The organism is Wolbachia endosymbiont of Litomosoides brasiliensis (assembly GCF_013366805.1).
Lineage (GTDB): Bacteria > Pseudomonadota > Alphaproteobacteria > Rickettsiales > Anaplasmataceae > Wolbachia.
This window is the reverse complement of sequence record NZ_WQMO01000001.1, coordinates 94905-107264: the sequence shown is the minus strand read 5'-3', so window position 1 is coordinate 107264 and position 12360 is coordinate 94905. Positions and strand designations below refer to the sequence as shown.

Annotated in this window: 12 protein-coding genes; 3 read left to right on the top strand and 9 right to left on the bottom strand. The window is 35.0% G+C overall.

Annotated elements, in window-relative coordinates:
* Nucleotides 1-41 precede the first annotated feature (41 nt).
* Complete coding sequence (locus GO684_RS05875) at nucleotides 42-356, top strand: Obg family GTPase (protein ID WP_410543300.1); 315 nt, start codon at nucleotides 42-44, stop codon at nucleotides 354-356.
* Nucleotides 357-644: 288 nt separating this feature from the next.
* Here GO684_RS05875 and thyX read toward each other — a convergent pair whose 3' ends face one another.
* From thyX to acpP, 4 genes are all read right to left on the bottom strand, one after another.
* The gene (gene thyX / locus GO684_RS00495; RefSeq protein ID WP_175938118.1) at nucleotides 645-1514 is read right to left on the bottom strand and encodes an FAD-dependent thymidylate synthase; all 870 of its coding nucleotides are present in this window, start codon (nucleotides 1512-1514) and stop codon (nucleotides 645-647) included.
* Nucleotides 1515-1523: 9 nt separating this feature from the next.
* Complete coding sequence (gene murA, locus GO684_RS00490; RefSeq protein WP_175938117.1) at nucleotides 1524-2801, bottom strand: UDP-N-acetylglucosamine 1-carboxyvinyltransferase; 1278 nt, start codon at nucleotides 2799-2801, stop codon at nucleotides 1524-1526.
* A 97-nt stretch (nucleotides 2802-2898) separates the two neighbouring features.
* Nucleotides 2899-4167: a beta-ketoacyl-ACP synthase II gene (gene fabF, locus GO684_RS00485; protein WP_175938116.1), complete on the bottom strand. Its 1269-nt coding sequence runs from the start codon at nucleotides 4165-4167 to the stop codon at nucleotides 2899-2901.
* 6 nt (nucleotides 4168-4173) lie between these two features.
* On the bottom strand, nucleotides 4174-4440 hold the full coding sequence (gene acpP / locus GO684_RS00480; protein ID WP_175938115.1) for an acyl carrier protein: 267 nt from the start codon (nucleotides 4438-4440) through the stop codon (nucleotides 4174-4176).
* Between the two features lie 150 nt (nucleotides 4441-4590).
* Here acpP and GO684_RS00475 point away from each other — a divergent pair, with 150 nt between their 5' ends.
* Nucleotides 4591-5508, top strand: a complete 918-nt coding sequence (locus GO684_RS00475; protein ID WP_175938114.1) for a polyprenyl synthetase family protein — start codon at nucleotides 4591-4593, stop codon at nucleotides 5506-5508.
* A complete protein-coding gene (locus GO684_RS00470; protein ID WP_175938113.1) occupies nucleotides 5501-6445 on the top strand; it encodes an FKBP-type peptidyl-prolyl cis-trans isomerase in 945 nt (314 codons plus the stop codon). The genes GO684_RS00475 and GO684_RS00470 overlap by 8 nt, the downstream gene beginning before the upstream one ends.
* Nucleotides 6446-7361: 916 nt before the next feature.
* On the opposite strand, the gene glmS is transcribed toward GO684_RS00470, so the two are convergent.
* The 5 genes from glmS to GO684_RS00445 form a co-directional block, all read right to left on the bottom strand.
* Nucleotides 7362-9182: a glutamine--fructose-6-phosphate transaminase (isomerizing) gene (gene glmS, locus GO684_RS00465; protein ID WP_175938112.1), complete on the bottom strand. Its 1821-nt coding sequence runs from the start codon at nucleotides 9180-9182 to the stop codon at nucleotides 7362-7364.
* A 24-nt stretch (nucleotides 9183-9206) separates the two neighbouring features.
* The gene (gene yajC, locus GO684_RS00460) at nucleotides 9207-9641 is read right to left on the bottom strand and encodes a preprotein translocase subunit YajC (protein ID WP_175938111.1); all 435 of its coding nucleotides are present in this window, start codon (nucleotides 9639-9641) and stop codon (nucleotides 9207-9209) included.
* Between the two features lie 385 nt (nucleotides 9642-10026).
* Complete coding sequence (locus GO684_RS00455) at nucleotides 10027-10227, bottom strand: hypothetical protein (protein ID WP_175938110.1); 201 nt, start codon at nucleotides 10225-10227, stop codon at nucleotides 10027-10029.
* 116 nt (nucleotides 10228-10343) lie between these two features.
* The gene (locus GO684_RS00450; RefSeq protein WP_175938109.1) at nucleotides 10344-11615 is read right to left on the bottom strand and encodes a M16 family metallopeptidase; all 1272 of its coding nucleotides are present in this window, start codon (nucleotides 11613-11615) and stop codon (nucleotides 10344-10346) included.
* Between the two features lies 1 nt (nucleotide 11616).
* The gene (locus GO684_RS00445) at nucleotides 11617-12225 is read right to left on the bottom strand and encodes a superoxide dismutase (RefSeq protein ID WP_175938108.1); all 609 of its coding nucleotides are present in this window, start codon (nucleotides 12223-12225) and stop codon (nucleotides 11617-11619) included.
* Nucleotides 12226-12360: the final 135 nt, after the last annotated feature.

Sequence of the window (12360 nt, the reverse complement as noted above, 5' to 3'; positions counted from 1 at the left end):
TGTTTAAAAGCAGGTAATGGCAGCGATAGTTGTGCAAGCTTTTGTCGAGAAAATTTGTTGAACTTGGTGATTCAAACGGTGGTAATGGAAGAAAGGGTGGGAACATAGTTTTTGTTAGCAATGCAAATTTTAACACTTTGCTTAATTTTCGTTATGGGAAACACATTAAAGCAGGTAGTGGAAAAAGTGGTGCGAGTAGAGATAAGTCTGGCACAGCAGGAAAAACATTGTACTTAAAGTGCCAGTTGGCACCAATAATTGATGAAGAAAGTGAAGAGGTAATAGCAGACTTTAATAAGCCCGATATGGAGTGTTTAACAGCACAAGGTAAAAAAGGTGGACCTTTGGGATACTAATTTTAACTTCTGCTAACAGAGCACTAAGGCGTTTTACTTGTGGTCAGTCTAGTGAAGAAAAATATGTAGTATTAAAACTCAAAGTCTTATCTGGTGTTAGTATTATTAACATACCAAATGCAAGTAAATAGAAATTTTTAACTCGCTGTTTAAATGCAGATACAAAGGTAGGAGACTATCCGTTTACACCATAAAGCTTTATCTAGGTGTGGTAAAAGTGGATAATAGCGAAGTTGTATAATAGCGGACAAGAATTAAAACTGGAAGAGAAAATTGGTGTACATGCCTTTATTTTTCAGGTCGTTTATCAAGTATAAACATCAACTCGTCCCATTCTCTTTTACCGATATTGCTTTCTTCTCTGGTAACACTTTCTCCTCTAATTAATTTGCAAATTATCCCAAGGCCAGCTCTCGAAATGCAGGTTGATTCTAAACAGTATTCAATAAAGGCACTGTGAGCCAGCGGTACCCACTTCTTTACTATATCCAACATAACTTCTGCATAGACTCTAATTTCATATTGGGCATGCTTACCAACCCTAAGCTTCAAAAAATGAAGAAGGTTATGTAGGTCTATCTTCCAATAAAATTGTGTGTAATAATTAAGCGTCAAGTTAGTCCTAGCAATTTCTCTTGCAAGCCCTTGTTCAATAAATTTGCCGTAATGAGAATACACTAAATTAGAGTCATTTGTTAGAGAATCTATTATTTCCTTTGAAATATCCAAATTAAAAGCTTCACCACTACCTTGTTTATTATTATCAGATTGTTTTGCAACTCGTTCTAGTTTTGGTATATAAAATTCATGATCAAGAATTGAATACCTCGCAGAATATTCATTTACGTTTGCAGTCCTGTGTCTTATCCATTGTCTTGCAACAAAAATTGGAAGCTTCACGTGAAACTTAATTTCACACATTTCAAATGGAGTTGTATGATGATGCCTCATTAAATACTTTATAAGTGCTTCATCTCGATTTATCTGTTTTGTTCCTTTGCCATAAGAAACACGAGCAGCCTGTACTATGGCACTATCGGAACCCATGTAATCCACTACTCGAATAAATCCATGATCTAGCACCTTATGTTCCTCATATAGAATTTCATCTATTTCTTTTACCGTGATTCTCTTGGTCGAATAACGTCCTTCATTCATAAGATGTCCTCAACATAAAATGGAGATATCAGCCCCGCATGAATTGAGTTTTTCATGCATTGCTTCATACCCTCTCCATAAATGATGTGGGTTATTTATTGTAGTTTCTCCATTAGCTATTAAAGAAGCAAGCACCAAAGCTGCAGTTGATCTTAAGTCAGTAGCATATAGATTAGCTCCAGATAAGTTTTGTATTCCATTTATAGTAGCTTTATTTTTTTCAATGCTAATATTAGCACCTAACTTCCTCAATTCATCTGCATGTGAAAACCTATTTTCAAAAATGTTTTCTTCAATTACTGATATTCCATCAGCGATACACATTGTGGACATTAGTTGCGGTTGCATATCACTGGGGAAGTTAGGGTATGAACCTGTTGCAACGTTAGTAGACTTAATAGAGCCATTCTTTCTGGAAATGACAATACCTCCATCATATAGTTCAACCATAGCTCCTATAGTTTCCAACTCATTTGCAATAGATCTAATGTCAGATAAATTGATTCCTTCCAACACCAGCTTACCGTTAGTTATGATAGCAGCTAGTGCATACGTACCAGCTTCTATTCTATCTGATATTATTTTGTAGACACATCCGTTTAATTTTTTAACTCCAACTATTATAACTCTCGTGTTATTGATGTCAATATTAGCACCCATTTTCTTTAGAAACGCTATTAAATCAAGAACTTCTGGCTCAGTTGAAGCATTATTTATTGTTGTCACTCCTTCTGCAAGTGTTGCTGCCATTATTATATTTTCTGTTGCGCCGACGCTTACTTTCTCAAGTGTGATTTCTCTTCCTTGTAGCTTTCCTTTCACCGTTGCAATTATATTACAGCTATCAATTTCAATCTTAGCTCCCATTTCTTTTAATGCTTTGATATGCATATCAACGGGACGCTTCCCGATATTGCATCCACCAGGAAATGCTGTTCTTGCTTTGCCAAATCTACTAAGCATTGGACCCAACATTAGAAAAGAAGTCCTTAGTTTGCTTGCAGTTTTACATTGCATCACGTGATTGTTAATGTTACTGCAATCAATTTCCAAAGCATGATTTGCTTTGTGGTCTCCGTTGTACATAAAGTTTACTTTTGCTCCAAGACTTTCAAGCAATTTAGACATTAGGTGCACATCAATCAGGTCAGGCACATTATGTAGAACTACTGAAGAACTACTTAAGAGACTTGCTGCCATTATTGGCAAAACAGCATTCTTTGAACCATTAATCTTGATTTGTCCAACCAAGGGTTTATGATTACTCCTTACTAATATTTTATGCATTTAATAAAACTGGATCTTGCTGAGTAAGTATAGTAAATCTACAGTAAAAAACAAATCACACAACAGTAAAATAACCTGTATTTTATGAAACACGAAATCAACTACACTTTCCAAAAACAAGTGATGCATTAGTGCCACCAAACCCAAATGAATTAGAAAGCACATATTGAATTTCATGCTCTTGAGCTTCAAGCGGTACAAAATTTAAATCACATCCATCCGAAGGTTTGTGCAAATTTAAGGTTGGCGGAACAATTCTATTGTTCAACGCAAGAATGCTAAATATCGCCTCAACACTCCCTGCAGCACCAAGTAAATGTCCTATAGAAGATTTAGTTGAAGAAACTGGTATTTTATAGGCACTGTCATCGAACAATTGTTTTATTGCTATTACTTCAACTTTATCTCCAAGAGGTGTTGAAGTTCCATGTGCATTGATATACCCAATTTGATTTGGGTTTATTTGTGCACTTTTTAAGGCAAGCTGCATTGCTTTTAATGCACCTCTTCCTTTTGAGTGTGGCGCTGTGATATGATATGCATCTCCTGTTAGTCCGTATCCAGCAAGTTCTGCATATGTTTTTGCACCTCTTTTTTTTGCATGCTCATATTCTTCTAGCACTAATATACCCGCTCCTTCGCCCATAACAAATCCATCACGTCTTTCATCCCACGGTCTTGAAGCTTCTTCAGGTTTATCATTAAATTTAGTTGACAATGCCTTCATAGACGCAAAACCTGCAATTCCAACTCTGCATAATGCACTCTCTGACCCACCTGTAATCATCACGTCTGCTTCACCAAGTTTTATAGCTCTTGCTGAGTTTATGATTGCGTGCGCACCAGTTGCACATGCAGTTACTGCTGAATCATTTGGACCTGTAAATTCGTATTTGATGGAAACATGGCCAGATATCAAATTTATTAAGCTTGCAGGAACAAAAAATGGACTAACACGTCTTGGCCCCTTTTCTTGCATGACAATTACATTTTCCTGAATTGATGGAAGACCACCTATGCCAGAGCCAATAGCCACACCAATACGCTCTCGATTGGTGCTCTGATTTTCCAAAATTAGTGAATCTTCTACTGCCCGAATGGCAGCTGCAACACCATAATGAACAAAGCGATCCGTTCTTTTTAGTTCTTTCTCAGATATATAATTCAATGGGTTAAAACAATGCTCAACATTGTCATGCTGTAGAGGAACTTGCCCTGCAATTTTGCAGGTAAGGTCAGAAGTATCGAATCTGCTAATTTTTCTTATACCAGACTTGCTATTTATTAACTTAAGCCAAGTATTTTTAACATCTGCTGCCAGTGGAGTAATCAAGCCAATCCCAGTAACTACTACTCTTCTGCTCATTTAATATCAACTATTATTTTTTTTGTTACTAACAAACTCAACTATTTGTTCCATAGTTTCCATTTTTTGTGCATCTTCATCAGGTATTTCTATTCCAAACTCTTCTTCTGCCGCCATAATTATTTCAACTGCATCTAAACTATCTGCGCCATGTTCTGAAAGCTTTGAGGAGTTATCAAACTTCTCTACATCCTTACTAATATGTTCTAACACAATCTTTTTTACCTTCGCTTCTATGTCTTCTCGAGTACTCTTTGCTAGTTCACTATTCATTTTTTACCAAAAAAAACCTATCCTTTGATGTTATAGAAAATTTTTATGTTTGCAATATCTTTATATGACTGATAAGCTATGAAAAATTTCCTACCACTTCAGCTGAAGTATGCTTTAGCGTAGTACGCTGAGCAATTAACAAACTCAAAGATGCTAGACAAAACAACAGAAAATTTACTTATCACAGAAATAAATAAGCTTTTACCTGAAGATAGTCAAAATAAGCTTATATCAGCTATACGTTATGCGCTTCTTGCTCCTGCAAAGCACATACGTCCATTTTTAGTCGTAGCTTCGTCACGAGTATTTAATGTCAAGGCTGAGAGGGTAATATCGATTGCTGTGGCAATTGAATGTGTTCATACCTACTCTCTGATTCATGATGATTTGCCATGTATGGATAATAACGATACTCGCAGAGGCCAGTTAAGCTGCCATAAAAGATTTGATGAAGCAACAGCAGTGCTTGCAGGAGATGCACTTCTTACTTTAGCTTTTGAAATACTATCTTCGTTAAATGAGAATAGCAACAAGCGCTGTAAAATTATAAAAGCGCTTTCTCAGGCAATAGGAGCCAAGGGAATGGCAGGGGGACAGGTTTTAGATATTAAGACAGCGCTTCATGTCATCCAGCACTCTGACTACTTAAATCCAGAAAACTTAATTATAAATGAACACACCAGACAGCTATACAATAAGAACGTGATTCCAGAGTTATACACTGGAGTGACTCCAGATAGTAAAATAAAAGGAATTCATTTAATGAAAACTGCGAAACTATTTGCGGCTTCATGTGAAATAGGCGCTATAATAGGAAGTGCTACAGACAAGCAACGTAGAGCGTTATGTAACTACGGAGTGAATCTAGGGCTTATCTTTCAAGCTAAGGATGATATTAAAGATTACAAACAAGATAAAGCGAATAATTTGATGTCCGTGCTTAGTAAAGGTGAAATAGAAAACTATATAGACAATCTCTTTAAACAAGCTTTGGGTAATCTTAGTAGGCTTTCAGGAGATACTAATTATTTACATAATTTATTGAATCAAGTAAAAAAAGATGGCTAGAAAGATTATACTACAATTGATTATTTCTATAGTGATAATTGCCACTTTAACTTCTGCCTTTGTGCTTGTTGTCGTTTGTATAAACAAAGGTAACCAAGAAAAAAAGGACAAGCTTTATGAGATAAACGCTGCGCATAGTGGTTGGGTACAGACGGTAGCATATTATCTAGTGAAGCCAATACTTGAATCAGCACTTGATCGCTATATTAAAAAGCATGGGCTGACAGAATATTTGAAAGAAACAATACAACAAAAAATAGAAGAAAATTCAATAAATTTTTATGAAATCACAGAAGGCAGTGGCAGTAAAGCTTTTTGCGGTCAGGAAGTTGTATTACAAATGTATAAAATATCTAATAATTTAGCAACACCGCTGCCACTTTCAAAACAGGTTTATGACGTTACTTTGACAATAGGTCAAGATAACAACCAAAGAGAGGTGAGTTCAGGAGTAATAGGTATGAAGGAAGGTGGAGAGCGTGTGATTACGGTAAACAATATTGCCAATAAGAATAAAATGAATTTTAACTCTTATTATGTTAAACTAATCGAAGTAAAAGATAAATATCCTGACTCAGCAAATAGTATGATGATTTTTAACGAATTAATTAACAAGACTGGAAAGCAGGCAAAGTGTGGTGACAGGATATCAGTTAAATATAGCTTAATGAGATATGATGGTGAATATATGATCAAAGATCAAACAGTACAATTTAAGGTTGGCGATAAAAAAGTACCACTTGCTATGGATCTTGGGGTTATAGGAATGAAAGAGGGTAATAATAGAACTATTATTTCTCCGCCAGAACTTTTGAACGTTACTGATGATATGTTAATCGAAGATATAGATTTTGACAAAGAGAGTGTTTCAATAATTAGCTTAAGCTTAAATGGCAAACAAGAAATAGCAGTATATCATTCTACTGTTGAAGAGTAGTTAAGGATATAACAAAATTTTAGATTTACTAATACGGCTATACAAATGTTGTAATTTAAGTCTACCAGGTGGCATTATGTTAGTCACTCCTTTTCTTATCATCTCAGCATTCCTTTTCTATTATCTCAATACCCTGACACATAGCCGTACAAACATTGTGTTGCCGGGCAGGTATCATCTAAATAGCTCTCCTCTTATATTATTCCAACACCTTTCCTTGTTACCCCAGTACTCACAAAACCCTGGGGTTCAGGTTCTTTTTTTTCAAATTTCAGCGTCATGCACTGGAACAACACTCTGCTTGTTTTTGATCTCAGGTTTGGATGACCTTTTTCTTGAATCGCTTTAGCCGCAAATATTAAGAAACTTACTAGATAGAAAAAAGGCAAAAGAAGCCATAGTTAACATTTCTTCTAGAAACTCGGCATTAATATGCTATACGCTTGATAAGCAGCTGAAGTTGAAATTGGAAACACCTACAACACCATAATAAAGGGAAATGAAGAAGTTTATCAAGTAACTTTTTTATAAAAAAAAGATTAGTTAGATTTTTAAATAACTTTAAAATAGAGTAAAAGGAACCTTGCAACGTAAGTTGTTCACTATTTCCTCAAAAACCTGACGCCAGTTTTTTTACACCGCTTAATAAGCGAGGTTTAGCTAATGTAGATAAAAATTTATAAAGAAGCGGAATATCTATATAAGAAAAATTAAACACAACAGGCCTAGTTTAATATTGTGCCTTTGCCACTTAAAGTAAAGATTTAAAGATAAATTTAGGCTTGCTACCTATACCCCATGGTATAGAGGGTGGCAAAGTTTGTCAAATGTTTTTTTAGTCCTAGCTCTCTGTTTTCAAATCATAATGTTCGTGCAGCTGTTTGTTAAAGTACTAGTATGACAATTAAAGAGTGGATTACTCAACCGTAACAGATTTAGCCAAATTTCTTGGACAATCAGCATCTAGCCCTTTTTCTACTGCAACAGAATAAGCAAGGAATTGCATAGCAACACTATAAATTATTGGAGAGATAAAATTATCAACATCCGGAAGTTGAATCACATCTTTACAAATCTCCCTTAAGAAGGGCACCCCTTGCTTGTCACTAAAGGCAATCACTTTGCCTTTTCTTGCGATGACTTCTTGTATATTGGACAATGTCTTAAAAAATAAATCGTCATATGGAATAATTGCTATAACAAGTACAGATGAATCTATTAAGGCAATTGAACCATGCTTCATCTCCCCTGCTGCAATACCAATGGTATTAATGTATGAAAGTTCTTTTATCTTCAACGCACCTTCCATTGCAACTCCATATGAGCTTCCTCTACCAATTAAAATAATGCTATTGTGCTTCAATATACTATCTGATATGTGTTGTATTTTTATTGCATTTAAAACGTATTCAACGTATTCGGGAATAGAATTGATAGCATCACTCAGCTGTTTTGTTCTTTTTGCACCCACTGTATCTTTTATTTTTGCAAGCTCTAAGGCAAAGCATGCTAAAATAGCAAGTTGCGCGGAGAAGGTTTTTGTTGAAGCAACACCAATTTCTGGCCCAGCAAGAGTGTGTAACACAATATCTGAGATTTTTTCAATGCTGCTGTTAAATGTGTTAGTTATGCTAATGATTGTTTGCTTCTGAGATTTCGCATAACGCAATGCCTCCATGGTATCCGCAGTTTCACCGGATTGTGAGATAAATAACCCAATGCTTCCTTCTTCTAATCTTGCATTGCTATACCTAAATTCTGATGAGATTTCCAGGTATACCCGCACTTGAGCAACACTTTCCAACCAATATTTTGCTATTAGCCCAACAAAGTAAGATGACCCACATCCAACTATAGTAATGTAACTAAGTTCGGAAAATAATTTTTTGTTGGTAGATATTACCCCTGTATACTTTTTATAAAATTGATTTATTGTTTTGTTCAATACACAGGGCTGCTCAAAAATCTCTTTTAGCATGAAGCTAGAGTAACCGTTTTTGCTGATTAGAAAGTCACTTGAACTATTGTTTTCTATGCTGCGTTTCACTTGTGCGCCATTATTATATATACTCACCCCACTAGATTTTATCACTGCAATATCATTATCTTCCAGGTACGATATTCTTTCCACCAATGTATTTAAAGTGTTAGAATCAGATGCGGCAAATATAGCATTACAATTATAGCCTATTGCTAAAGGTAAATTCCTTTTCGCAACAAATAGAACATCCGGATATTCTGCAAATAATATGACTAAAGCGAATGAGCCGTGTATGTTGCTTAAACACTTAAGCAGAGAATCAACAGGTGACAATCCTTCATTAAGATATAGAGTTAGCATATTTGGTATGACTTCTGTGTCGGTATCAGTATGAAACGGCATTCCTCTTTTTTCTAGATCTTTTTTTAGCAGATTGTAATTCTCGATTATACCGTTGTGAGCAACAACAACGCTATTTGTATAAATGGGGTGAGCATTTCTAAGGTCGGGAATCCCATGTGTAGCCCAGCGAGTATGCGCTATGCCAACCATGCTGCTAGACATCCTGCTGTTACCGACAACTTCACATAACCTTTCGACTTTGCCTTCTGATTTTTGAACTTCTATTTTGCCTTCACTGTTTATAACTGCTATACCTGAAGAGTCATACCCCCTGTACTCCAATTTTCGCAACCCAGCCAGCAAAGTTGGTATTACTGAATCACCATCACTTACTACACCAAATATTCCACACACAATCAAGTGAACCTTTTTTTAGAGTTATGAAGCATCCTTGCTTTTACTATCTTTCCCCCTTTTACTTTTCTCTAATTGATTTTGGCTCCTTTTATCGTCCTTCTCAGTTTTACCTTTTTCAATTGATTTGGTTTGAGTTTCTTTGCTTAAAACTTCGGATACAGCAGACTTCAAAACTTTTATCTCAACTTTTGGGGCTATTTCTAGCATAAGTTGTGCATTTGCTTCATCAACTTTGTTAACCTCACCCATTATTCCACCAGAGGTAACAACTATATCACCACGCTTTATTTGATTTATCATCTTTCTATGTTCTTTTAGTTTCTTGTGGTTTGGGCGAATAATAAAGAAATAAAATACTATACATATTAAAATCAACGGAATAAAATTAGCAAAAGGTGCACCAATGCTTGATATATTACTAGCTGCACCTGCTGCAAAAGCTTCATAAATGAACATATTTAACCCTAATTGGTAATGATAAACTTAAACGAATTGCTTAAGTATTAATTACAATACCATTTCATGTCAAGTTTGGTGAAAAAAAATAATGCTTTCTATAAAAGGTCACAAGTTAGCGATTATCTTGTTATTTACACAGTAGACGTTCCAGCGTGTGAAACAACCATTACTCTGATAAAATACAGAAGAAAATCTTATAGAAAAGAAAAATAACTAGACTTGTTACAATAATACATACAACAACAAAATTTGATAAAGTACAAGGCGAACTCAAGAATTAACATATTCATATATGAGCTATATTTTTTAATCTCCCTTAAAAATTTGATAATACGCAACAATACCAATATATTAAAAGTATCGTTTTGTAAGGTATTTATAGCTAGTAACAAGGAAAAATATTAAATAGCGTTCTGTATTTCAGCATCACATCTCTAGTTGGATTATCGTTAATTGCAATTGCAGCAGGCACAATGCCTACTATCACCGCCTGCCCAATTATTAGGAGGAATTTTAACTGTCTTATCTGGTGTACAAGTAACAGAAAGCTATTTACTTTTGTAAGATAACGAAAAGCTAACACCTCAAGTAAAATATATTTTTTTTAGCAAAGAAAAAAGCAAGCTTCTCATAGGAAGGATTTTCCAACTATTTTGGAACATTTTTAACAAAGGGTCTGGTAAAGGCATATAGAACAAACTAAGCTCTAAGCATAGAAATCACTCTATCATAGGACGGCAGTGATTTAATTTCTCCAATTGCAGCCAAAGTAGTTTTTTCATGCTTGGATAGTAATTCTTCTGCTGCTTTTTTTACATCAGTAGTAGTAACTGCGTTGGTTTTTTCTATCAGTTCATTTTTGCTGATATATCTATTATAGTTACCATAATAATACCCCAAAGCTTTAGCACGAGAACTAATACTTTCACGCGACATTAAAATTTGGGATTTGACCCGCTCTTTCACTCTATTTACTTCTTCTTCCCTCAAATCATCCGTAGATAATTTTTTCAATTCCGTCGTTATGGATTTTAAAAGTTTATCTAAGCTATTACTGTCTGTGCCAGCAAAAATGGAAAGCATTCCTGTATCAGTATAACTGGAATTAAATGAATAGACAGAATAAGCTAACCCTTGCTTTTCTCTTATCTCCTGGAATAAACGTGATGACATTCCGCTTCCTAGTATGGAATCAAGCACTTGAAATGTGTAATACCTATCATCATGGCGAGAAACACTAGGAAAACCTATTAGCAAATGCACCTGATCTAATTTACGGTGCTCCAGATACTCACCACCAGTGCAGTTTGCATTTTGATTTTCTTTTAGTTTTTGAGAAGAAATCTTCGAGAGAAAATCTTTGGTTAACTGAGCAACTTCCTCGTGCTCAACGTTGCCGGCAACAGCAAATATCATATTCTCGCCAAAGTAATGTTCGTTTATGTAGTTATTTAAATCCCCTCGAGCAAACGATTTAACAGTATCTTGTGTACCTAAAATCGACCTACTAAACGGCTGATCTTTGTAAGCCACCTCAAAATATTTATCGAAAATGATGTCACTAGGCGAATCATTAGTTTGAAAAATCTCTTGTATTACAACACTTTTTTCACGTTCCAATTCATCCTCTGGAAATGTAGAATTCATCAATATATCTATTAATATACCGATACCAATTTTTATGTCTTTCTTAAGAACCTTTGCATAGTAATTTGTGCTCTCTCTACCGGTACTGGCATTGAACACTCCACCTGTATCGTCAAAAGCTTTTGCAATTTCAAATGCAGTTCTTGTCTTTGTTCCCTTGAAAGCCATGTGTTCTAGAAAATGGGATATTCCATTTTGATTTGCACTTTCAGCTCTACTGCCAACACCAACTCGTATATTCAAAGCTACAGAATCAACATCACGCACCTGTTCAGTTATTATGCGCAGACCATTATCTAGTTTTGTTACCTCGGGCATATTCATCTTACATATTCTTTTTTAGGTTCTCTTCTGCAAAGTCCCAATTAATTAAGTGGTCAAGGAAGACCTTTATATAGTCAATCCTACGATTTTGACAATCCAAGTAATAGGCATGCTCCCATATATCCATAGTGAGTAGTGGTACTTGATCATAAATTAATGGCAAATTCGCATTTGGAGTTTTGGTGATTTTGAGTTTACCTTTTTCAAGCACTAACCATACCCATCCACTACCAAACTGACCTATTCCATGATTAAAAAATTCTTCATGGAACTTATCAAAGCCACCTATATCATCTTGAATTTTTTTCACTAGAACACCATCGCCTTTAGGCTTACCACCACCATTTCTCTTTATCGAATTCCAATAAAAAGTGTGATTCCAAACTTGTGCAGCATTATTGAAAACAGAAACTTCATTGCTATTGCCGTAAACTTTCATTATTAATTCTTCAATTTTCATATTTTGATAATCTGTATTCTCAACTAGCTCATTAAGCTTATTTAAATACCCCTTATGATGCTTATCATAATGAAAATCCAAGGTTTTCGCAGATATATAAGGCTCCAAAGCTGTTTTATCATATGGTAGCTCAGCTAAAGTAAAACTCATGCCAACTCCTTTATTTTTAACTTACTATAATGGTAGGATAATACGTGCTCTTGTGCAACATATAATTTAGTTAAAATATTGAGACATCTATTACAATTACTTTTAAAAAAGTTATGCTAATTAATAATGCAAATA